21 protein-coding genes are annotated in these 20287 nt (G+C 67.1%); 13 read left to right on the top strand and 8 right to left on the bottom strand.

Annotated features, from left to right (window positions below; genetic code table 11):
• Window positions 1-50: 50 nt before the first annotated feature.
• Entirely contained in the window at window positions 51-2831 is a 2781-nt protein-coding gene (locus ACO07I_RS11160) for an ATP-dependent DNA helicase (RefSeq protein WP_422017257.1), read from the bottom strand.
• Between the two features lie 68 nt (window positions 2832-2899).
• Here ACO07I_RS11160 and ACO07I_RS11155 point away from each other — a divergent pair, with 68 nt between their 5' ends.
• The 3 genes from ACO07I_RS11155 to ACO07I_RS11145 all read left to right on the top strand — a co-directional run bounded on the left by ACO07I_RS11155 (window position 2900) and on the right by ACO07I_RS11145 (window position 6388).
• Window positions 2900-4051 carry a sterol desaturase family protein gene (locus ACO07I_RS11155; RefSeq protein ID WP_422017255.1) on the top strand — a complete coding sequence of 384 codons (1152 nt, stop codon included), beginning with the start codon at window positions 2900-2902 and terminating at the stop codon, window positions 4049-4051.
• Between the two features lie 67 nt (window positions 4052-4118).
• Window positions 4119-5720 (top strand): lysine--tRNA ligase, encoded by a 1602-nt coding sequence (locus ACO07I_RS11150; protein WP_422017253.1) that lies wholly within the window; start codon window positions 4119-4121, stop codon window positions 5718-5720.
• An 11-nt stretch (window positions 5721-5731) separates the two neighbouring features.
• Window positions 5732-6388: an ureidoglycolate lyase gene (locus ACO07I_RS11145; RefSeq protein WP_422017251.1), complete on the top strand. Its 657-nt coding sequence runs from the start codon at window positions 5732-5734 to the stop codon at window positions 6386-6388.
• On the opposite strand, the gene ACO07I_RS11140 is transcribed toward ACO07I_RS11145, so the two are convergent.
• Window positions 6363-6983 carry a TetR/AcrR family transcriptional regulator gene (locus ACO07I_RS11140; protein ID WP_422017249.1) on the bottom strand — a complete coding sequence of 207 codons (621 nt, stop codon included), beginning with the start codon at window positions 6981-6983 and terminating at the stop codon, window positions 6363-6365. The genes ACO07I_RS11145 and ACO07I_RS11140 overlap by 26 nt on opposite strands.
• A gap of 74 nt (window positions 6984-7057) precedes the next feature.
• Here ACO07I_RS11140 and ACO07I_RS11135 point away from each other — a divergent pair, with 74 nt between their 5' ends.
• Window positions 7058-8005, top strand: coding sequence for an SDR family NAD(P)-dependent oxidoreductase (locus ACO07I_RS11135; protein WP_422017247.1), 948 nt, complete (start codon window positions 7058-7060; stop codon window positions 8003-8005).
• On the opposite strand, the gene ACO07I_RS11130 is transcribed toward ACO07I_RS11135, so the two are convergent.
• Window positions 7963-8613, bottom strand: coding sequence for a TetR/AcrR family transcriptional regulator (locus ACO07I_RS11130; protein ID WP_422017245.1), 651 nt, complete (start codon window positions 8611-8613; stop codon window positions 7963-7965). The two genes, ACO07I_RS11135 and ACO07I_RS11130, sit on opposite strands and share 43 nt — an antisense overlap.
• Before the next feature lie 84 nt (window positions 8614-8697).
• Between ACO07I_RS11130 and ACO07I_RS11125 the strand changes: the two genes are divergently transcribed.
• Together ACO07I_RS11125 and ACO07I_RS11120 are read left to right on the top strand one after the other, a co-directional pair.
• The gene (locus tag ACO07I_RS11125; protein ID WP_422017243.1) at window positions 8698-9600 is read left to right on the top strand and encodes a sterol desaturase family protein; all 903 of its coding nucleotides are present in this window, start codon (window positions 8698-8700) and stop codon (window positions 9598-9600) included.
• Window positions 9601-9655: 55 nt separating this feature from the next.
• On the top strand, window positions 9656-10381 hold the full coding sequence (locus ACO07I_RS11120) for an SDR family oxidoreductase (protein ID WP_422017241.1): 726 nt from the start codon (window positions 9656-9658) through the stop codon (window positions 10379-10381).
• On the opposite strand, the gene ACO07I_RS11115 is transcribed toward ACO07I_RS11120, so the two are convergent.
• On the bottom strand, window positions 10356-11354 hold the full coding sequence (locus tag ACO07I_RS11115; RefSeq protein ID WP_422017239.1) for a ketopantoate reductase family protein: 999 nt from the start codon (window positions 11352-11354) through the stop codon (window positions 10356-10358). The genes ACO07I_RS11120 and ACO07I_RS11115 overlap by 26 nt on opposite strands.
• A 90-nt stretch (window positions 11355-11444) precedes the next feature.
• On the opposite strand from ACO07I_RS11115, the gene ACO07I_RS11110 reads away from it, so the two are divergent.
• A complete protein-coding gene (locus ACO07I_RS11110; RefSeq protein ID WP_422017237.1) occupies window positions 11445-11948 on the top strand; it encodes a pyridoxamine 5'-phosphate oxidase family protein in 504 nt (167 codons plus the stop codon).
• Window positions 11949-11966: 18 nt separating this feature from the next.
• Here ACO07I_RS11110 and ACO07I_RS11105 read toward each other — a convergent pair whose 3' ends face one another.
• Window positions 11967-12176 (bottom strand): bacteriocin, encoded by a 210-nt coding sequence (locus ACO07I_RS11105; RefSeq protein ID WP_298305841.1) that lies wholly within the window; start codon window positions 12174-12176, stop codon window positions 11967-11969.
• A gap of 84 nt (window positions 12177-12260) precedes the next feature.
• Between ACO07I_RS11105 and ACO07I_RS11100 the strand changes: the two genes are divergently transcribed.
• Complete coding sequence (locus ACO07I_RS11100; RefSeq protein ID WP_422017235.1) at window positions 12261-12800, top strand: hypothetical protein; 540 nt, start codon at window positions 12261-12263, stop codon at window positions 12798-12800.
• Window positions 12801-12840: 40 nt separating this feature from the next.
• Window positions 12841-13134, top strand: a complete 294-nt coding sequence (locus tag ACO07I_RS11095) for a hypothetical protein (RefSeq protein ID WP_422017233.1) — start codon at window positions 12841-12843, stop codon at window positions 13132-13134.
• Between the two features lie 10 nt (window positions 13135-13144).
• Here ACO07I_RS11095 and ACO07I_RS11090 read toward each other — a convergent pair whose 3' ends face one another.
• Window positions 13145-13276: a hypothetical protein gene (locus ACO07I_RS11090; RefSeq protein WP_422017231.1), complete on the bottom strand. Its 132-nt coding sequence runs from the start codon at window positions 13274-13276 to the stop codon at window positions 13145-13147.
• 113 nt (window positions 13277-13389) lie between these two features.
• On the opposite strand from ACO07I_RS11090, the gene ACO07I_RS11085 reads away from it, so the two are divergent.
• Window positions 13390-14073 carry a potassium channel family protein gene (locus ACO07I_RS11085; RefSeq protein WP_422017229.1) on the top strand — a complete coding sequence of 228 codons (684 nt, stop codon included), beginning with the start codon at window positions 13390-13392 and terminating at the stop codon, window positions 14071-14073.
• Between the two features lie 81 nt (window positions 14074-14154).
• Window positions 14155-15804 carry a flavin-containing monooxygenase gene (locus tag ACO07I_RS11080; protein ID WP_422017227.1) on the top strand — a complete coding sequence of 550 codons (1650 nt, stop codon included), beginning with the start codon at window positions 14155-14157 and terminating at the stop codon, window positions 15802-15804.
• A gap of 4 nt (window positions 15805-15808) precedes the next feature.
• Here the strand turns inward: ACO07I_RS11080 and ACO07I_RS11075 are convergent, their stop codons facing one another.
• Both ACO07I_RS11075 and ACO07I_RS11070 read right to left on the bottom strand, forming a co-directional pair.
• A complete protein-coding gene (locus ACO07I_RS11075; RefSeq protein ID WP_422017225.1) occupies window positions 15809-17530 on the bottom strand; it encodes an N-acyl-D-amino-acid deacylase family protein in 1722 nt (573 codons plus the stop codon).
• 120 nt (window positions 17531-17650) lie between these two features.
• Window positions 17651-18286: a hypothetical protein gene (locus tag ACO07I_RS11070; protein ID WP_422017223.1), complete on the bottom strand. Its 636-nt coding sequence runs from the start codon at window positions 18284-18286 to the stop codon at window positions 17651-17653.
• Between the two features lie 220 nt (window positions 18287-18506).
• Here ACO07I_RS11070 and ACO07I_RS11065 point away from each other — a divergent pair, with 220 nt between their 5' ends.
• Complete coding sequence (locus ACO07I_RS11065; RefSeq protein WP_422017221.1) at window positions 18507-19565, top strand: type III polyketide synthase; 1059 nt, start codon at window positions 18507-18509, stop codon at window positions 19563-19565.
• Window positions 19566-19575: 10 nt separating this feature from the next.
• Window positions 19576-20079 (top strand): isoprenylcysteine carboxyl methyltransferase family protein, encoded by a 504-nt coding sequence (locus tag ACO07I_RS11060; RefSeq protein ID WP_422017219.1) that lies wholly within the window; start codon window positions 19576-19578, stop codon window positions 20077-20079.
• Window positions 20080-20287 lie beyond the last annotated feature (208 nt).

Raw genomic sequence — 20287 nt, 5'->3', positions numbered from 1 at the left:
GTTGTTTGCTGCAGGAGAAACAGCCTCTCACGGCGATCGTTGCGCCGATCTCAACTATCCAGAAACCGCCTCGTTTCGGCCACCGCATCGGCAAGCCCGACGCGCTCGATGCCGACACCGGGCGGAAAGGCACTCAGGAGCCGGGTGGGCAAACGCGAATCGAGCATCACGAAGACACCGCGGTCGTCGGCGCGTCGGATCAGGCGACCATAGGCCTGCTTGAGCCGCAGCCGCGCCAGCATGTCGTCGTAGCCGTTGGCGCCGGCGCCGGCCGCCTTCCAATGCGCCTTCCGCGCGCGGTGCAGGATGTCGGGCCGCGGCCACGGTAAGCGGTCGAACACGATGAGGCGGAGCGATCGCCCCGGTACGTCGACACCGTCACGCACGGCGTCGGTGCCGAGCAGGCAGGAATGCTCCTCGGCGCGGAAGATATCGACCAGGGTGGCGGCATCCATGCCGCCGACATGCTGCGCGTAGAGCGGCAAGCCTGCTTCTTCCAGCACCGGCGCGATGCGCTGGTGCACGGCGCGCAGGCGACCGATCGCCGTGAAGAGGCCCAGGGCGCCACCCCCCGCCGCCAGAAAGAGCTCGCGATAGGCGGCGGCCACCTGATCGGCATCGTCGCGTTTCACGTCCTTGACGATCAGCACCTTTGTGGCGTGCGCATAGTTGAAGGGCGAGGCCATCGCCGCGCGCGTGGCAGGGGCTGCGAGGTGACGCGTGCCGGTGCGCGCTTCGGCGACCATCCAGTCGGCTTGTGTGGTGACGTCCTCATCGTTTGCGGCCTGCGGCACGCCGAGCGAATCGCGCAAGGTGGCCGAGGTGATCACGGCGCCATGAGCGGGACGGAGCACCGCGTTCACGAACGGCTCGGCCGGATCGAGATAATGGCGGTACATTCCGACGTCGTATTCGCGGCCCTGCACCCGTTCGACGGCGAACCAGTCGACGAAGGCGGCGTCGGGATCGTTGTGCAGGCCGCGCAGCATGGCGCGCCAGGATTCGAGCGTGAGTTCGCAGCGGTTGGCGAGCGAGCGCGCCACGCCCTCGATGCGCGCGCGCTGGCTCGAGTCGAGCTTGTCGGCCTCGCCTTCGAGCTTGGCCCGAAGCGCCTGGCGCAGGCGGCGCACCGGCTGCAGCATCTTCTCCAGCGCGTCGGCCAGCTGGTCGGCGGCCTCGATCAGGCCGGGATTGAGCGGTCGCACGTCGCATTCCTGGCCGAAGCCCTGGTCGTCGCCGGCCGAGCGCGCCCGCACCTGCTGGCGCACCAGGGCGAGGAATTCCTCGGCCGGACCCAGCACGGTGCCGTCGGCCAGCCGCGTCTGCCAATTGGGCGAGGGCAGTTGCTGGGCGAGATCGAGCAGGCGACGTAATGCGTTCTGTGCCTCGACATCCTCGCCCAGGAGATCGCTGAGGCGGCGCTCGAGTCCGCGGGCGCGGCTGCCGCGACGTCCCTCGGCACCCAAAAGCCAGCGGCGCAGATCCGACGTCTCGACGCCGCTCAGATGCGCGCCGAACGCGCCGTCGGCGGCCTCGAACAGGTGATGGCCCTCGTCGAAGACGTAGCGCAGCGGCCGCGTGGCGTCGTCGAGGCCGCCCATCGCCGCCTGGATCATCACCAGCGCATGGTTGGCGATGACGATGTCGGCCTGGCGCGCGCGGCGGATGGTGCGTTCGACATAGCACTTACGGTAATGCTCGCAGGCCGAGTAGATGCACTCGCCGCGCCGGTCGGCCAGCCGTTGCACGCGGCTGCGGCCCACCAGGTCGAGCAGCCAGGCCGGCAGGTCGCCGCCGATCATGTCGCCGTCGCGGCTGGCCAGCGCCCAGCGCGCCATCAGGCCGAGACCGACCGCATTCTCCGGCATCAGGCCGGCGCGCATCGCCGCCTCCTGGAAGTTCAGCAGGCAGAGATAGTTCTCGCGGCCCTTGCGGATGACGACGCGGCGCCGCTTCTCTGCCGAGTCGCGATGGAGGCGGTCGAGCTCGGCGTCGATCTGGCGCTGCAGGTTGCGCGTGTAGGTCGAGATCCAGACCGGAGCGCCGTTCTTCTCGGCCCACAGGCTGGCGGGCGCGACGTAGCCCAGGGTCTTGCCGACGCCGGTGCCGGCCTCGACCAGCACGACGTGGGGTTTGCCTTCCTCCTCGCGCGGCGCAAAAGCCGCGCTGGCGGCCGAGGCGTAGTCGCTCTGGGTCGGGCGCGCCTCGGCCATGTTCGAGCCGGCCGAAACCAGATGGGCCAGTCGCAATCTTGCCTCGCGCGGCTCGACGGGCTGGCTGCCGGGCGGCGGCGCGGGCGGCGGCTCCTCCCACACGGGCAGGCTCTTCCAGATGTCGAGGCCTGCGCCTGGGCGGGATTTCTTGCTGTCCTTGTCGAGGCCGAGGGCGTCGAGCACCGCGTCGCCCCAGCTCCATCGTCCGCGAGCCATGGCGAGCGCCGTTTCCTTCATTTCTGACGACGCGAGCGCTGCCATGTCGTCGAGCTCGTCGAGCAGGGCGCGCGCGAGCGCGGGCAGGGCTGCCACCTCCTGCTCGGGCGTCGCGGGGACCTGGAGGCCGAGCGTCTCGCACAGTCCCCGCACCGTCGGCAGGCAGAAGCGCGCCGGTCGCACGAAGGCGAAGAGTTCGAGCAGGTCGTGTGCCGGGAGATCCTCGAGCCCGAGGCGCGCCGCTACCGCGGGCGCGTGGCAGACCAGCGGCAGCGTGCCGGCCGCCCGACGCCCTGCATCGGCGCCGGTCAGACGCTCGAGCGTTCCGTCAGGCGCGCGCCATAGGGCGCCGCGGGCAGTCGCGACCAAAGCCGGCCAGGAGGAGGTCGCTGGAAACGTCACTGTTCCTTAGATAGCACAGGGCAAATGCCCGATGCAGCGACTGCCGGTTGCGTTTAGAATCGTCGGCCATGAAGCCACCACCTGTCGTCAAGAAGACCACGGCGGTCTTCCACCAGTCCGGCGCCCTTCCCGTGGGCAAGGGCAAGATCACCGGCATCATCGCTCTCACTCTGGGCGGCCTCGCCGTGCTGGCCGTGCTGGCGTTTCATTTCCCCGAATATTTGACCACGCCGGACCTGCGCAAGAAGTACGACGTGGGCCTGCTGAGACACGTGCTGCTGGTCGGCATGGTGATCGCGGGCGGCATGGCGATCGCCAACCTCGTCCAGCGCCGCAATCGCTGGCTGAACGGCACGGCGCTGGCTTTGATCCTGATCGCCGCGGCGATGGGCGGCCACCGTGTCCCCGTGGCCGACTTTCCCGACGACACGCCCTATATCGGCCTCGACTGGTTCATCCTCGACCTTCTCGGTTCGAGCATGATCTTCATCCTGATCGAGAAGATGGCGCCGTTGCATCGCGACCAGCCCGTCTTCCGTCCGGGCTGGCAGACCGACTTCACGCATTTCATCGTCAACCACCTGCTGGTGGGATTGGCGCTGCTGATCGTGAACTTCGCGATCCATCGCCTGTTCGGCTGGCTGGTGTGGGATCCCCTGCAGAAATGGGTCGGCGGCCTGCCGTTCTTCGCCGCGCTGTTCCTCGTGCTGCTGGTCGCCGACCTGGTGCAGTACTGGACGCACCGCGCCTATCACGAGGTTCCGTTCCTGTGGCGCTTCCATGCCGTGCATCACAGCGCCGAATACATGGACTGGATGGCGGGCTCGCGGCTCCATCTGTTCGAGCTGCTGATGACGCGCGTGTCGATCCTGGGCGTGCTCTACGTGCTGGGCTTCAGCCAGGCCGTCACCGACGTCTATATCGTGATCGTGGGCTTCCAGGCGGTGTTCAACCACGCCAACGTCCGGCTGCCGGCGATCTTCGGCAAGGCGCCGCTCAAGTGGCTGATCGTTACGCCTGACTTCCATCACTGGCATCACAGTTCCGAACGCGAGGCGATCGACCGCAACTACGCCGCCCATTTCGCCTTCATCGACTACATCTTCGGCGCTGCGGTGAAATCCGATCGGCGCTTCCCGGGCAAGTACGGCGTGCTGGGCGACTACATGCCCAGCGGCTTCGTGCGCCAGCAGCTCTTCCCCTTCACCTGGAAAGGGTGAGGGCGCGGCACTTTGGGCTGCCGCTGCAATTGACGCAAATGGCCCCCGCACCTAGTTTGGCCGACCCATGTCCCAGATCGATCGCACCCTTGCCGAGGCCGCGCGCGCGTGGCCGTTTGAAGAAGCCCGCAAGCTCGTCGCCCGCACCGGCGGCAAAGCGCCGGCGAAAGGCTATGTGCTGTTCGAGACTGGCTACGGTCCGTCGGGCCTGCCGCATATCGGCACCTTCGGCGAGGTCGTGCGCACGACGATGGTGCGCCAGGCCTTCCGCCGGCTGTCCGACGTGCCGGCGCGGCTGTTCTGCTTCTCCGACGACATGGACGGCCTGCGCAAAGTGCCGGACAACGTCCCCAACAAGGAGATGCTGGCGGCCCATCTCGGCAAGCCGCTGACTTCGGTGCCCGATCCCTTCAGCAACGAGCATCCGAGTTTTGGCGCGGCGAACAACGCTCGCCTGCGCGCCTTCCTCGACTCCTTCGGCTTCGAGTACGAATTCCAGTCGGCGACCGAGTGGTACAAGTCGGGCCGCTTCGATGCGATGCTGCTCGCCATGCTGCGTCACTACGACGAGGTGCAGGCGGTCATGCTGCCGACCCTCGGCGAGGAGCGCCGGGCGACCTACTCGATCTTCCTGCCGATCTCGCCCAAGACCGGCCGCGTGCTGCAGGCGCCGGTGATCAAGACCGACGCCGATGCCGGCACCATCGTCTATCGCGACGAGGATGGCTCGATGGTCGAGACGCCGGTCACCGGCGGCAACGTCAAGCTGCAGTGGAAGGCCGACTGGGCCGGCCGCTGGTTCGCGCTCGACGTCGATTACGAGATGTACGGCAAGGATCTCATCCCCTCGGCCGAACTCTCCGCCAAGATCGTGCGCATCCTGGGCGGCAAGCCACCGGAGGGCTTCAACTACGAGCTCTTCCTCGATGAGGAAGGCAAGAAGATTTCCAAGTCCAAGGGCAACGGCCTCTCGGTCGAGGAATGGCTGCGCTACGCCTCGCCCGAATCACTGGCGCTCTACATGCACCAGCAGCCGCGGCGCGCCAAGCGACTCCATTTCGACGTGATCCCGCGCGCCATCGACGATTATCTCTCGCTGGTCGAGAAGCTGCCGAAGGAAGAGCCCGCCCGCGCGCTGGAGAACCCGGCCTGGCATATTCATGACGGCGAGGCGCCCGCCAACTCCGCGGCCGGCGTCACCTTCGGCATGCTGCTCAATCTCGCGGGTGTCGCCAACACCGAGGACAAGGACGTTCTCTGGCAGTATCTGCGCCGCTACGTGCCGGGCGCCACGCCGGAGACCGCGCCCTATCTCGATCGGCTGCTCGCGGGCGCCGTCGCCTACTACCAGGACTTCGTGAAGTCCTCGAAGAAGTTCCGGCTGCCCACCGACCGTGAACGACCGGCGCTGGAGGACCTGCTCGATACGCTGCGCAAGATGCCCGAGGACGCGACGGCGGAACTCATCCAGGACGAGGTTTACGAGGCGGGCAAGCGCCACTTCGCCAAGGAAGAGCTTCGGCAGTGGTTCAAGACCCTCTACGAGGTGCTGCTCGGCAGCGAGCAGGGGCCGCGCATGGGCGCCTTCATCAAGCTCTATGGCCGCGACAATGTCGTGACGCTGATCGAACGCGCGCTGGCCGGCGAGGATCTCGGCAAGGCAGCGTAGGGGCTCGCGACATGCATGACGGCGTCGTCTTCGACTATCTCAATCCCGACGTGCCGGCGGGGCTGCGCCTGCTCGACGTTCCCCTGATCCGCGCCAACCGCGAGACGATCAAGGGCTATGGCGAGGTCGTGCGCGATCCGAAGAAGCAGAAGATCGAGATCGTGCCATGGCCGCTCAGCGGCTCGCGCAAGCTCGATGCCGGCACCGGCATCGAGGGCGGCACGACCGAAGGCATCTTCACCTGCGAATGGCGGGGCAACGAATTGATCGGCCGCAACGAGGCGGTCGGCGGCCACTATGTCATCGGCTTCCGCGACCTGCCGGAGACGGTGCGGCCCGGGGTGAAGCTGAGCCAGGGCCGCGTGCTCCTCTGGCATTGCAATTATCACCCGGACGGCGGGCAGCTTTTCTGGCCGCTCGATGGCAAGCCCTTCGTCGTGCCGGCCGCGCTTCCGGGCGACGATCTCCAGCCCGAGTCGTTCAAGGCCTTCTGGTCCGACGGCAGCGTCGGCATCTACATCCATCCCGGCATCTGGCACGAGGGCGTCTTCCCGGTGAACGAGACCGGCCGCTTCTTCGACAAGCAGGGCAAGGTGCACGCGCGCGTGAGCTGCGATCTCGCGCGCGAGTTCGGCGTGCTGCTCAACGTGCCGCTGCCCCCGGGCTGAAGCCCGCCGCGGCCCGGAACACTCGCGACAGGGCGGCGATGGCTTCGGGCCGCCCGATCGCGGCCTCGTCCTGGGCCAGCATCTCCCAGACGGCTCCTTCCACGGCGGCGATCGCCACGGCGAGCTGCATCGTGTCGGCGGTCCCTGCGCCGGCCGCCGCGAGCTTGTCCTGAAGGGCCGGCACGAACCGTCGCGCTTCCTCGATGATCGCCTGGCGCCCCTGCACTTCGGGCAAGGCCTCGCGCAGCGCGAGCGAGACGTCGAGCCCCTTGCGCTTCTCGATCACGAAGGCCGCGATGGCCGCATCCATGGCCTCCTCCGGCGTGGCAGCTCCCGACAGGTCGGCGGCGATGACGGCGGCCAGATAGCTGCGGGTGCGCTGGCGGACGATCTCCACGGCGATCGCGTTACGGTTGGGGAAGTACTGGTAGAGGGAGCCGACCGACACGCCGGCCAGCGTCGCGATGCGGGTCGTCGTGCAGGCGGCCCATCCGTCCCGCCTCAGAATGCGAATGGTCGCCTCGACGATGGCGTCCACGGTCACGGTGGAACGGGCCTGCAGGGGCTTCTTGCGCGGTTTCAGGGCGGCCGGCACGGCAGGGCTCCGATGCGAATGGACGGTCAGCGACCGGGTTTCCATTTTCAATGGACCTCACCGGGAGTCAAAGAATGACCGTCCTCCATCTCGTCACTGGCGGCACATCGGGGATCGGCCTCGAGCTCGTGCGCCTCTTGCTCGCCGACCCCGCGAACCGGGTCATCGTCGGCGCGCGCCGACCGGCGGAAGCGGGCGCGCTCCGCGCCGTCGCCGATGGCGAGCGCCTCGCCATCCTGCCGCTCGATCTCGCCGCGCTGGCCTCCACGGTCGCGTTCGCCGATGCGGTCATCGCCCGTCTCGCCGGCGGCCGTCTTGCCTCGTTGGCGGCGAACGCCGGCGTCCAGAACGTCAAGGCGCGGCGAATGACCGTCGACGGCTACGAGGAAACCCTGCAGGCCAACTGGCTGGCGCACGCGCTGCTGATCGAGCGGCTGTTGCCGGTCCTCGCGCCCGGGGCGCCGGTCGTCTTCACAGCGAGCGGCACGCACGATCCCGACGATGCCGGCGCGCGGCGGTTTGGATTCCGGGGCGGCGTGTATCCCGGTATCGAGAAGGTGGCGCGCGGCGAGCTCGACGGCAGCGTGCCGGAGAAGCAGCAGGGCATGGATCGCTATGCGACCTCCAAGCTCGTGGCCATCCTGCATGTCTACGCGCGTGCGCGCAGCGCGCCGGCGGCCGGTCCGCGCTGGTTCGCCTACGATCCCGGCCTGATGCCGGGCACGGGGTTGGCCCGCGACCGCTCTGCCGTGGAACGCTGGGCCTGGTCGACGATCCTGCCGGTGGTTGCGCGGGCGATCCCCGGTGCCAGCACTGCGCGCCGCTCGGCCGAGACCTATGCGCGGCTGCTCACAGGTTGCCTGTTCCCGAACGAGAACGGCGTGCATCTCGATTTCTCCGGACGCAGGACGGAGAGCTCGGCCGATTCCAACCGCCGGGACTGGCAGGATGAAGTCGCGTCCTTTGCGGCCGCGATCTCTCAAGGCTGGCGACCGTTGGCCGTCGAGACGGCCCCGAGATAGGCGACGATCATCCGCACGATCTCGTCCTCGAAAGCGCGGCTTGCGAGGAACGGCTGCTCCTCCAGCACCGCGGCGCGGACGACACCCATGAGGGCGCGCGACACGACGAAGGACTGTTCGCGGGTGAGAGGGCCGACCAGCGGGTTGGGCCCGCGCCCGACGGTCTCGCCGGCCTGGGCGATGAAAGCGGCAACCGGCGCGATCAGCTCGATGCCGGCTCCCTGCGCAAGGAGCGCCTGAACGACCGCCTTGCGGGCGCGCTGGCGGCCCCGGAAGGCGTGGACGATCGCCCGCACCATGGCGCGCACGCGTCCTTCGACCGAGGGGTCGCCCTCGCCTCGCAGCGCCCGCCCGACCTCGCCGAGGGCGGCGGTCATTTCCTCACGCGCCAGCGCCATCAGCAGCGCGTTCTTGTCGGCAAAGTACTGATAGAGCGTGCCGATGCTGACGCCGGCCCTTTCGGCCACGGCATTGGTGGTGAACGCGGCCAGCCCGCCCTTTTCGAGAATCTGAGCCGCGGCCTCGACGATCGAGGCAACGGTCTGTGCCGCGCGCGCCTGCCGCGGCGATCTCCGTTTGTTTTCAGCGACTTGGCGGCGTGCGGCCATGGCGGTACCGGAGGCGGGAAGGCGAGTAACGGAATATGAGCATCACTCATATATTCGGGAGCGGCAAGTCATACGGAGGCGTTCGTGCAATCCCTCGCCACTCTCTATCTCGTCATCCTGCCGCTCGTGATGGGCGCCGCGCTGGTCGAAGGCCTCTGGCAGTCGCGGACGCGGGCCGAGTCCTACGACTGGAAATCCTGGGCCTGCTCGCTCGCCGATCTCGCCGGCCGCCGACTGCTGGCCTTCATTCCCTACACGTTCGCCGCACCCTGGCTGGGCTGGATGTACGAGCATCGTCTGTTCACCCAGTCGCTCGACAGCGCGTGGTCCGTGCTGCTGCTCTTCGTCGGGCTCGAATTCTTCTACTACTGGTTCCATCGCGCCAGCCACACGGTGCGCTGGTTCTGGTCCTCGCACTCGGTCCATCACTCGCCCAACCAGTTCAACTTCGCCATGGCCTATCGGCTGGGCTGGATCGGCCGCTTCACCGGCACGTCGCTCTTCTTCACGCCGCTGGTACTGCTGGGCTTCACGCCGGAGACCGTGCTGACGGCGCTGTTCCTGAACCTGCTCTACCAGTTCTGGATCCATGCCGACTGGATCCCGAAGCTCGGGGTTCTCGAAGGCATTCTCAATACGCCGTCCGCGCATCGCGTTCACCACGCCCGCAATCCGGAGTATCTCGATGCCAATTTCGGCGGCGTCCTGATCGTCTTCGACAGGTTGTTCGGCACCTATGTTCCGGAGCGCGAAGACCTGCCGTGCGACTTCGGTCTGGTGTCGCCCAAGGTCTCGTCGCGCAATCCGATCGTGCTGAACTTCGGTCCGTGGGTGGGCCTCGTGAAGGACCTCGCCTCGTCGCGCTCGGCGCGGGAGGTCTGGATGTACCTGTTCGGTCCTCCCGGGTGGCGCGCCGACGGAAAGGGCCTCACCGCGGCCGAACTGCGCAAGGCCCGCGTGCTGCAAACTCAGGAAGCCATGACTTAATCTCCCTTGAGCCGCCCGGTCACGGCCGACAGATTGGGCGGCAAAGGAGACTGCCATGGCCAAGGACAAGGTCTGCGTCGTGATCGGCGCAGGCGATGCGACGGGCGGTGCGATCGCCCGCCGTTTCGCGCGCGAGGGCTACACCGCCGTCGTGACGCGCCGCAGCGCCGACAAGCTGCAGTCGCTGGTGGCGCGCATCGTCGAAGAGGGTGGCCGTGTCCACCCGTTCGGGTCCGATGCGCGCGACGAGGCGCAGGTCGAGGCGCTGTTCCGCGAGATCGAGACCGAGATCGGCGAGGTCGAGGTCTTCGTCTTCAACATCGGCGGCAATGTGCGTTTCGACATTCGCGACACGACCTCCCGGGTCTATCGCAAGGTCTGGGAGATGACGGCCTTCGCCGGCTTCCTGACGGCGCGCGAGGCGGCCAGGGTGATGGTGCCGCGCGGCCGGGGCACGATGATCTTCACCGGCGCCACTGCCTCGATCCGCGGTGGCCGCGGCTTCTCGGCCTTCGCGGGCGGCAAGCACGCGGTGCGGGCACTGGCGCAATCGATGGCGCGTGAATTGGGACCCCAGAACATCCATGTCGCGCATGTCATCGTCGACGGCGCCATCGACACCGAATGGATCAAGGCCAACTTCCCTGATCGCTACAATGCCGGCCCCGACGCGATCCTCAATCCCGACGACATCGCCGAAACCTACTGGCAGCTCCACCGCCAGAAGCGCAGCGCCTGGACCTTCGAGATGGATCTCAGGCCGTGGAAGGAAAGCTGGTAGCAACGGAGGACGCCGCCCGCAGCTTCAGCAGGGCCAGCATCATGTCGATGGTCGGCGTTGCGACTCCTGCCAGTTCGCTGAGGTCGGCGATCGAATCGGCGAGCGCGTCGATCTCGAGCGGCTTGCCGGCCTGAAGGTCGGTCAGCATCGACATCTTGTGAGCACCCAGGCCGACCGTGAACGCGATGCGCTTCTCCACTGGAGTCGCCATCGTCGCTCCGAACTTCGCGGCAACGGCTTCGGCCTCCGTCATCATGCGGCGCGCGATCTCGACGGCGCCGGCACTGCGGCCGATCCCGCCATTGTCGGCCAAGGTCAGAACCGCGATCGGGTTCCAGGTCAGGCTGTTGATCATCTTGCTCCAGATCTCGGCGCGGATGTCGGTCTTCACCGGCGCGTCGAGGCCGGCCTCGATCATGGCGGCACTGAGCTCGGTGACGCGCGCCGAGTGCGAGCCGTCGGGCTCGCCCAGCGGCAGGTAACAGACCTCGTTCTCGAGATGCGCCACGCCGGGTTCGGGCACGACACCGCCCGCCCAGTAGGCGCAGCCCAGCGCCCGCTCCGGGCCGAACATCGACCATTGCCGGCCATCGGGATCCATGCGCTTCAGTCGGCTGCCCTCGAACGGCCCTTCCAACTTGTGAAAGAACCAATAGGGCGCGCCGGTGGTCGGCGGGATCAGCGCCGTCTGGGGGCCCAGCAGCGGCATCACCTTGTCCAGCACCGCGAGATACTGGTGCGTCTTCAGGGTGATGAACACGACGTCCTGGGGCCCCAGTTCGGCGGGATCGTCGGTCGCGTTGACCCTCACCGTGAAATCCTCGTGCGGCGAGATCAGCCGAAGGCCGTTGCGGCGAATGGCATTGAGATGGGCGCCGCGCGCGATCAGGCTCACCTCGAGGCCCTTCACGCGCGCGAGGTGGGCGCCGATGATCCCGCCGATCGAGCCGGCGCCGTAGAGGCAGATCTTCATGGCCGCAGCCTAGAGCCTTCACGGTCTATGCGGAACTGGCGTCCCTTGCGGTCGTTGTGTCGCGAATCCCGAAGAAAGAGGAGGGCCGGCATGACCGCGCAGACCATCGATACCAGCAAACTCTGGGACATGATCAAGGACATCCGGTTCGGAATGCTGACCGTGCGGGGCGCCGACGGGCGTCTCTACTCGCGGCCGATGACAACCCAGAACGGCGAGGCCGATCGCGGCGGGGTCGTTTGGTTCTTCATGTCGCGCTCCGGCCAGCCCGTGGCCGATCTGACCGCATCGCCCGACGTGAACGTGGCCTATGCCGATCCCGAGTCTGACAAGTACGTGTCGGTGAGCGGCGCCGCCCGCCTCATCGAGGATCCGGTGAAGAAGCAGGAGCTGTGGAGCGAGGCCGCAAAGGCCTGGTTCCAAGGCGGTGTCGAGGATCCCGACCTGGCGCTGGTCGCGATCCTCGTCGCAGAAGCGGAATATTGGGACGTGAAGACCAGCAAGCCCGTCCAGATTTTCAAGCTGGCCAAGGCCGCGCTGACCGGGGAAGAGCCGACCGATCTGGCCGAGCATCGCCGCGTCCGCATGCGTTGACGCGGCGGGCGGGGTGCTTCAGCGGCGCGGCGTTGTCGCCGCGCCCACGCCGGCACCCACGGCGCCACCCACCAGCGCGCCGGGAAGCAGGCCGATCGGCGTGAGGGCCCCCACCAGCGCGCCGGTGCCGGCTCCGATACCGCCGCCCGTCACGGCCCGCTGACCCCAGGTGTCGCCACAGGCGGCGAGGGTAAGAGCCAGGAGGGAAATGCCGACGACTTTCATCATATGGTCAACTCCGTTGCGTGCCCGAAAACGCCTTCCGATCGTGCAAAGTTTCCACAAATGGCCTCTCTGCGGTGTGTTCTCCTGGTGACATTGGCCTTGCTGGGCCTGGCAACGCCGTTGCGGGCCCAGACGGTGGGAGGCTTCGATTACGCGCCCGAATACGACTTCTCGGAGTTCTGGGCCGCGACCGACGGCCGTCTCTTCCAGGTGATCGTCGCCGGCAATCCCTCTCCGGGATGGCCCTTGGAGCAGGTCAAGGAACGGCTTCTGCCGGTGATGCAGGCAAACAAGCCAAGGCCGGCCCTTACCTTCACCTACCAGTCGCCGCCCGAAGAGCTGCGCCCCAACTACCGCCTGGTGTTGGTCTTTTCGCCCGCCAACGACCTCACGGCGGCGCGCGTCTGCGCGGGGCAGTACTTTCTGAAGCCGCCGACGCCGGGCCGGGTCTATGTTTTCGGCGTCTATTGCCGCAACGATCTCGCGCTGTCCCAGACCACGGCGTGGACGCAGGCGACCGGGCCCGACGATCCGCGGCTCGGCCCAATGTTCGCCCAGTTGTTCATGGTTCTGTTCGACGACCGCCGCTGGCAGCGCTTCCCCTTCAATCCGTGGTTTGCCCGCTAGCCGATCCGGCCTAAGAGAGGGGCAACATCAGGGGGATCTCTTGGCGACCGACGTGGAAATCTGGATGCTCTTCGCGCCGTTCTGGCTGCTGGGGATGTTTGCAGCGCTGGGCGCGCTCTGGCACTTCGTGCAGTTCCTGAACGTGCACGGAAAGGCGCATGCCGCCGGGCAGGTGCCTCGGAAATACGAGTTCGGCGCGCCCGTTCGCCCTCATGAGACGACGGCGCAGGGGCATCATCATTTCACGCGGGCGAAGACCGCCTTGCTCCTGTTTGTCGCTTTCATCGCCCTGGGAGTGGCAGCCGGCGTCCTATGGACGCTGTGGCGGGGCTAGCTCCCCACCGTCATTCGGCCACCAGCCCCACGACCTCATAGTGGCCCGGATCCGAGTACGGCCCGGCAATCAAAACCTGCTGATCGCAAGCGGTCAGAACCAGTACGAGCAAACCCAGGGAAGCAACGACCCTGCGGAACATGACGAAATCCTCCATCTGCCCGAGGAACGCCCGCCGTTTGCCTTTGGTTGCCGGGTTTTGCAGTCTGCGTGCCCGAGACTGGGGATAACGGGGCGGGGGCCCGAGCCTGAATCATGACCCGACATCGTATGCTGCGCCGAATCGCCTATGTGCGTCGCAACCGCTGCAGCGCCCTCGTGGTCGCGCTCACCTTGTTCATCCTGCTCAACCCCGTGCTGGCGATCTCGGCGATCGGCGGCTCGATGCTGGGCGTAGCGTTGTTCGTCGTGCTCGTGCTGGCGGTATGGGCGCTGCGACTCGAGCGGCCTGTACTGTGGGGGCTGGGCCTGTTCGGGTTCATCACCATCGACGCGCTGATCGCCGATCGCATGGGCTACAGCGGGCTGCGGCCCATCGCGCTCGGCGCCACGGCGCTGTTCGTGGGGGCGATCACCATCGCGCTCCTGCACTACGTGCTCGATCGCCGGCCGATCACGACCGACAAGGTGTTCGGCGCGGTGGCCGCCTACATCCTGATCGCCATGTCCTTTGCCAGCCTGTTCGGCTTCCTCCAGGTCTTCCAGGCCAACGCCTTCACGGCCGCCATCGCCCACGGTGCGGACGGCAAGCTCAACTGGCCCGACCTGATGTACTTCTCCTTCACGGTGCTGACCTCCACGGGCTTCGGCGAGATCACGCCGGCGACGCCGATGGCAAGGTCGCTGATCGTGATCGAGCAGGTGCTGGGCGTCATGTACGTCGCCTTCCTGATCGCCCGGCTGGCCAATCTCTACGGCTCGCCGAAGCCGCTCAGCTAGCGGCCGACAATCTCGCTCTGCGCATCGTCCAAATTCCGCCGGCCACGCTATACTCTTCGGCAAAACCGGATGAGGAACGCCATGGGTATCGCGGCTGCAGCAACACGGGCGAGCGAGACGGCCGACACCGTCGAGAACTGGGACGTCGTCGTCATCGGCGCCGGCCTGTCGGGCATGTACCAGCTCCTGAAGCTGCGCCAGATGGGATTCAAGGCGCGAGTCTACGAGGCCGGCGGCGGCGTCGGCGGCACCTGGTACTGGAACCGCTATCCCGGGGCACGCTTCGACTCCGAGAGCTGGACCTACGGCTTCTCCTTCTCGCCCGAGGTGCTGAAGGAGTGGGACTGGAAGGAGCATTTCTCCGGCCAGCCCGAGAACCTGCGCTACTGCGAATTCATCGCCGACAAGTTCGACCTGCGCCGCGACATCACGTTCAACACGAGGGTGAAGGCCGCGCACTGGGACGAGGCCGCCAATGAGTGGGAGGTCACCTTCGAGACCGGCGGCCGCGCCCGTGCCCGCTTCCTCGTCACCGCGATCGGTCCGCTCTCGTCGCCCACCATGCCGACCATCCCAGGTATCGAGGACTTCAAGGGTGAGTCATGGCACACCGGCCTGTGGCCGCACCATCCGGTCAGCTTCGCGGGCAAGAAGGTCGCGGTGATCGGCACCGGCGCCTCGGGCGTGCAGGCGATCACCGAGATCGCCAAGACGGTGGGCGAGCTCACCGTGTTCCAGCGCACGCCCAACTGGTGCACGCCGCTGCGCAACAGCCGCATCGAGCCGGAAACGATGGCCGACATCCGCGCGCGCTACGACCAGATCTTCGCGCAGTGCCGCGAGAACTGGGGCTGCTTCGTCCATACCGCCGACCCGCGCCATTCGACCGACGTGACGCCCGAGGAGCGCGAGGCCTTCTTCGAGAAGCTCTACAACACGCCGGGCTTCGCCTTCTGGCAGGGCAATTTCCGCGACGTGCTGATGGACCAGGCGGCCAACGACGCGCTGACGCAATTCGTGATCAAGAAGATCCGCGCCAGGGTGAAGGACCCGAAGATCGCCGACAAGCTGATCCCCACCAACCACGGCTACGGCACGCGCCGCGTCCCGCTGGAGAGCGGCTATTTCGAAGTCTACAACCAGCCGAACGTGAAGCTGGTCGACATCCGCGAGACGCCGATCGAGCGCATCACCCAGACCGGCCTCCGGGTCGGCGGCGTCGAGTACGACTTCGACATGATCATCTACGCCACCGGCTTCGACGCCATCACCGGCGCCTTCGACCGCATCGACTTCCAGGGCCGCGGCGGCGAGAAGCTGCGCGACAAGTGGGCCGACGGGCCGCACACCTATCTCGGCCTCAACGTCGTGGGCTTTCCCAACATGCTGACCCTGGTCGGCCCACACAATGCCGCGACCTTCTGCAACCTGCCGCGCTGCATCGAGCAGAACGTGGAGTTTGTGTCCGATCTGCTGGGCTACATGCGCGATAAGGGCCTCACCCGCATCGAGGCGACGCCGGAGGCCGAGACAGCCTGGACCGCCCACGTCTACGATACGGGATCGCGCCTGCTGCTCACCAAGGTCGATTCCTGGATGACCGGCGTGAACAAGAACGTCCCCGGCCGCCTCAAGCGCACCTTCATGGCCTATGCCGGCGGCGCGCCGAAATATCGCCAGAAGTGCGAGGAGATCGCGGCGAACGGCTACGAGGGATTCGCGCTGCGCTGACGCCTCAGCGCGCGCCGCGCACCAGCCGGCCCGGGCGGGCACCGGTGAAGTCGCCGTCGCGATAGGTCACGTCGCCGCTGACGATCGTCGCGACATAGCCTTCGGCTTTCTGTTCCAGCCGGCGGCCGCCGCCTGGCAGGTTGTGCACGGGATGTGGCGCCGAAACCTTGAGACGGTCGAGATTGATCACGTTGAGGTCGGCCTTGTAGCCGACCTGCAGCCGCCCGCGATCTCCCAGCCCGACCGCGCGGGCCGGCACATCGGTGAGCTGTTGGATCGCCCAGGGCAGCGGCCAGCGCTCGCCCTTGCGGTCGCGCGTCCAGTAGGTGAGGGCGTGGGTCGTGTAGCTCGCGTCGCAGATCAGCCCGTAATGCGCGCCGCCGTCGCCCAGCGCCATCACCGTATGCTCGTGGCGCAGCATGCTGGCCATGTTGGCGTCGGAGCAATCCGTATAGTTGGCGCCGGGATGGAACAGGATCGTGCGCCCGTCACCGCTCACCAGCAGATCATAGGCAAGTTCGAGCGGCGTGATGCCAAGTTTTGCGGCCCGCGCATCGAGCCGCTGGTCGGCCGGCGGCGTGTAGTCGGGCGGATCGCCCAGCACGAACATGTTGGCGACGCTGCGCATGAAGGCCAGCATCTGCGGATTGCGATAGGTCGGCTGCTCCTGCAGGAGCTTCGCCTTCAGCGCCGGGTCGCGCAGCCGGGCGAGCTTGGCGTCGAGAGGCAGGCCCTCGACCTCGCGGTAGCTGGGGCAGGTCGAGAAGGGGTGGAACGACAGCTCCAGTCCATAGAGGATCGCGACCGGCCGCGCCGAGACCTGGCCGCGGATCGGCAGCCCGTCGCGATGGGCCCGCTCGATCTCGCGCAGCAGCGTCTGCCATCGTCTGGGATAGAGCGAGAGGTCGAGCAGGGTGAAGGAGAGCGGCCGGCCCGAGAGCTCGACGAGCCGTCGCAACATGGCGAACTCGGTCGCTCCCTCCGCCGTGGTGTCCGCGAAATCGTCGAGCAACTGGATCACGCCCTTGCCGGCCCGCCGCATGCCGCGCGCGATCGCCGCCAGCTCTTCCTCGCCCGCGGTGATGGTCGGCGTCAGGGCGCCATCGGGCGTGCGATGGAACAGCGAGCGCGACGTCGAGAAGCCAAGCGCACCGGCGTCCAGACCTTCCTGAACGAGCTTCGCCATTGCCGCCATGTCCGACGCGCTGGCCGGCTCGCGGTCGACGCCGCGTTTCCCCATCACGAAGACGCGCAGCGGCGCATGCGGCACCTGCGTGGCGAAGTCGATGTCGCAGTGGCGTTTCGACAGGGCGTCGAGATAGTCGGGAAAGCTCTGCCAGTTCCACGGCACGCCCTCGCGCATCACCAGCTCGGGAATGTCCTCGACACCCTCCATCACGTTCATCAGCGTGTCGCGGTCTTCCGGACGGCAGGGCGCGAAGCCGACGCCGCAATTGCCCATCAGCACCGTCGTCACGCCATGGCCCGAAGAAGGTGAAAAGCGGTCGTCCCAGGTGACCTGGCCGTCATAGTGCGTGTGGATGTCGACGAAGCCCGGCGTCACCGCGAGGCCCCTGGCGTCGATCTCCTCGCGACCGTTGCCGTCGATATCGCCAATGGCGGCGATCCTTCCGTCCCGGATGGCGACATCCGCTTCGCGCGGTTCGGCCCCGGTGCCGTCGATCACCGTTCCATTGCGCACGATCAGATCGTATGAGGCGGCCATGGCGTCCTCCCGCAAGAGTTGCTGCTCATGTGCTAGCACTCCGGCCGTGGCAAGGACAATGACGACACGAAAACGCCGGGCCCTTTCGGACCCGGCGTCGCTGCAAGATATGCAGAAATGCTAGCGGATGATCGTGACCTGGAGCGCAGTCTGTACGCTGTACACGGTGGTGATCTGCGTGCCCGGCTTGATCGTCTTGAGTGCCGCCTTGCCCGCCTCGCTCACGACCTGCGGCATCTGGATGACCTCGCCGCTGTCGGGCGAGGGCTTGTCGGGTTCGCCGCCGGAAGCGTTGATCAGGAAAACCGTGTTGGTCGCGAGGTCGACCTTGGTGCACATGCCGGCCATCGACCAGAGGCGGATGCGTTCCCGCGCGCCGGGGATGCCCTCGATGCGGGCGCCCTGGGTCATCATGGCCTTGGCGCGCGCCGTCACGGCAGGGGTGGTCGGGGCGATCAGGAAATCGACATAGTCGTACCATTGCACGTCGACGGTTTGGCCGACACGCAGCGCGCCGTAGTTGGTGACCAGGTCGGCCGCCTTCATCTTTACGCGACCGAGATCCTGCCAGACGATGACGAAACCGCGTGTCCTCTCGTCGATGCTGTAGATCGTGCCGCGCTTGAAGTTCTGATAGGCCGATGAAATGTAGAGGTCTTCCTGCGCCTTTGCGGAGAACGGCAGGACAGGCAGCGCAGCGGTCGAGAGCGCAGCGCTTCCCAGCAGCTTCAGAGTCGAACGGCGATTCGTTTGCATCGATGTCTCCCCCTCTCATCGCGCAGGATGATCGGCTCCGGCGCGGGCATGTCAGCCTCCGAACAGACGCGCGGTTTTATGCCGACGAAAGAATTGCCCGGCAACTCCCTTTGCAGCAATTCTGCGGCTGCGAGGCGGTAAACCTCCTGGCGGGTGTCAGAAAAACGTGACTTGCGCCTTGGAGGGGCCGGGCGGGTTATGGCAGCGGAAGGATCACGCCATGCCCCCTGTGAGCGCCCTGCTGTCCGTCGCCCATGCTTTGCCTCCCCACCACCTGCCGCAGACCGAAGCGGCGGAGGCAGCGCGCGGCATGTTTGCCCATCGCTACGCTGCCTTCGACCGGATGGCGCCGGTCTTCACAACCTCCGGCATCGAATCGCGATACACGGTGAAGCCCCTCGACTGGTATTTCACCTCGCTGGGATGGCCCGAGCGCAATGCCGCCTATCTCGAGGGTGCTCAGGAGCTATTCGTCGAGGCCGCGACGCGAGCGCTGGCCGCGGCGGGGTGCGTTGCGTCCGAGATCGACACGGTCGTCACCATCTCCTCGACCGGAGTCGCGACGCCCAGCCTGGAAGCGCGCGTCGCCGGGCGCATGGGCTTTCGCGCCGATGTCGAACGGGTGCCGGTGTTCGGCCTCGGCTGTGCCGGCGGCGTCTCGGGCCTGGCGATCGCCAGCCGATTGGCGGCGGCGCGACCGGGAACCACCGTTCTGATGGTCGCCATCGAGATCTGCACCGCAGCGTTTCGGATGGATCAGCTCACGCCGGCCAATATGGTGGCGACCGCCCTGTTCGGCGATGGCGCTGCGGCCTGTGTCGTTCGTTCGGGCCCGGGCGCGTCGGGGATCGCCCGCATCGAAGGGGCGGGCGAGCATCTCTGGCCCGACACGCTCGACATCATGGGCTGGAAGGTCGATCCGACGGGACTGGGCGTCATATTCGATCGATCGATTCCGCCGTTCGCCGAACAGGAAGTCGGCCCGGCCGTTGAGACGATCCTGGCGCGCCTCGGCATCGCGCGCGACTCGGTCGATCGCTTCGCCTGCCATCCTGGCGGCGCCAAGGTGATCACCGCCCTCGAGACGACGCTGCGTCTGGCGCAAGGCACGCTCGACCATGAACGCGAGGTGCTTCGCCAGTACGGCAACATGTCGGCACCGACCGTGCTGTTCGTGCTCGAGCGTCTCGCAGCCGCCGGCCTGCCGGAGCGCACGGTGCTGATGGCCCTCGGGCCAGGCTTCACCTGCAGCGCCCTGTCGCTGGCCCGCGGCGGCTGAAGGAGCTGCGATGGACTGGGCTGCGCTGATCCTGGGGCTTGTTACGGCACAGCGCTTGGGAGAACTCGTTCTGGCCCGTCGCAATACCAGCCGCCTGATGGCACGGGGCGCGCACGAGGTGGGGGCTGCACACTATCCCCTTATCGTTCTGCTTCACGCCCTGTGGTTGCTCGGCCTCTGGTACCTCGCGGTGCATCGCGCCCCGACGGACCAGGAGATCAGCCTGGCCTGGCTCGCCGTCTTCATCGCGCTGCAACTGGCCCGTCTCTGGGTGATCGCTTCGCTGGGAGAGCGCTGGACGACGCGCATCATCGTGCTACCGGGCGCGCCGCTGGTGCTGCGCGGGCCCTATCGCTTCGTATCGCACCCGAACTATTGGGTGGTGGCCGGCGAGATGCTCGTCCTGCCGCTCGTCTTTGGCCTGCTCACCTTCGGGCTCGTCTTCTCGGTGGCGAACGCGGGGATCATGTGGATCCGCATAAGGGCGGAAGCGGCAGCGCTGAAGCTTCGATAGGACGCCGTTCTCTGTCCGCCAGGAAGCGGGGCCGGGCCGGGACATCCCGACGGTGCAGAGCGGGTCCGAATCGCACAGTCGATGCAGCTCAGCCAGGATCTCGCGCAGATCGAACGCGCCGGCTTGCGACCACAAAGGACTCTGCGGGGGAGGAAAGGACTCTGCGGGGGAGGAAAGCTGCTGGTACGCTCGCCACCGGGGGGGAAGC

Origin of the sequence: Reyranella sp., assembly GCF_965227665.1 — a bacterium.
Taxonomy (GTDB): Bacteria; Pseudomonadota; Alphaproteobacteria; order Reyranellales; family Reyranellaceae; genus Reyranella.
This window is presented reverse-complemented; position numbering and strand designations above follow the sequence as displayed.

Coding starts and splice junctions, on each gene's coding strand:
- ACO07I_RS11155 (WP_422017255.1), top strand. CDS start 2,900: ATGAAGCCACCACCTGTCGTCAAGAAGACCACGGCGGTCTTCCACCAG.
- ACO07I_RS11150 (WP_422017253.1), top strand. CDS start 4,119: ATGTCCCAGATCGATCGCACCCTTGCCGAGGCCGCGCGCGCGTGGCCG.
- ACO07I_RS11145 (WP_422017251.1), top strand. CDS start 5,732: ATGCATGACGGCGTCGTCTTCGACTATCTCAATCCCGACGTGCCGGCG.
- ACO07I_RS11135 (WP_422017247.1), top strand. CDS start 7,058: ATGACCGTCCTCCATCTCGTCACTGGCGGCACATCGGGGATCGGCCTC.
- ACO07I_RS11130 (WP_422017245.1), bottom strand. CDS start 8,613: ATGGCCGCACGCCGCCAAGTCGCTGAAAACAAACGGAGATCGCCGCGG.
- ACO07I_RS11120 (WP_422017241.1), top strand. CDS start 9,656: ATGGCCAAGGACAAGGTCTGCGTCGTGATCGGCGCAGGCGATGCGACG.
- ACO07I_RS11115 (WP_422017239.1), bottom strand. CDS start 11,354: ATGAAGATCTGCCTCTACGGCGCCGGCTCGATCGGCGGGATCATCGGC.
- ACO07I_RS11110 (WP_422017237.1), top strand. CDS start 11,445: ATGACCGCGCAGACCATCGATACCAGCAAACTCTGGGACATGATCAAG.
- ACO07I_RS11105 (WP_298305841.1), bottom strand. CDS start 12,176: ATGATGAAAGTCGTCGGCATTTCCCTCCTGGCTCTTACCCTCGCCGCC.
- ACO07I_RS11090 (WP_422017231.1), bottom strand. CDS start 13,276: ATGTTCCGCAGGGTCGTTGCTTCCCTGGGTTTGCTCGTACTGGTTCTG.
- ACO07I_RS11085 (WP_422017229.1), top strand. CDS start 13,390: ATGACCCGACATCGTATGCTGCGCCGAATCGCCTATGTGCGTCGCAAC.
- ACO07I_RS11080 (WP_422017227.1), top strand. CDS start 14,155: ATGGGTATCGCGGCTGCAGCAACACGGGCGAGCGAGACGGCCGACACC.
- ACO07I_RS11075 (WP_422017225.1), bottom strand. CDS start 17,530: ATGGCCGCCTCATACGATCTGATCGTGCGCAATGGAACGGTGATCGAC.
- ACO07I_RS11070 (WP_422017223.1), bottom strand. CDS start 18,286: ATGCAAACGAATCGCCGTTCGACTCTGAAGCTGCTGGGAAGCGCTGCG.
- ACO07I_RS11065 (WP_422017221.1), top strand. CDS start 18,507: ATGCCCCCTGTGAGCGCCCTGCTGTCCGTCGCCCATGCTTTGCCTCCC.
- ACO07I_RS11060 (WP_422017219.1), top strand. CDS start 19,576: ATGGACTGGGCTGCGCTGATCCTGGGGCTTGTTACGGCACAGCGCTTG.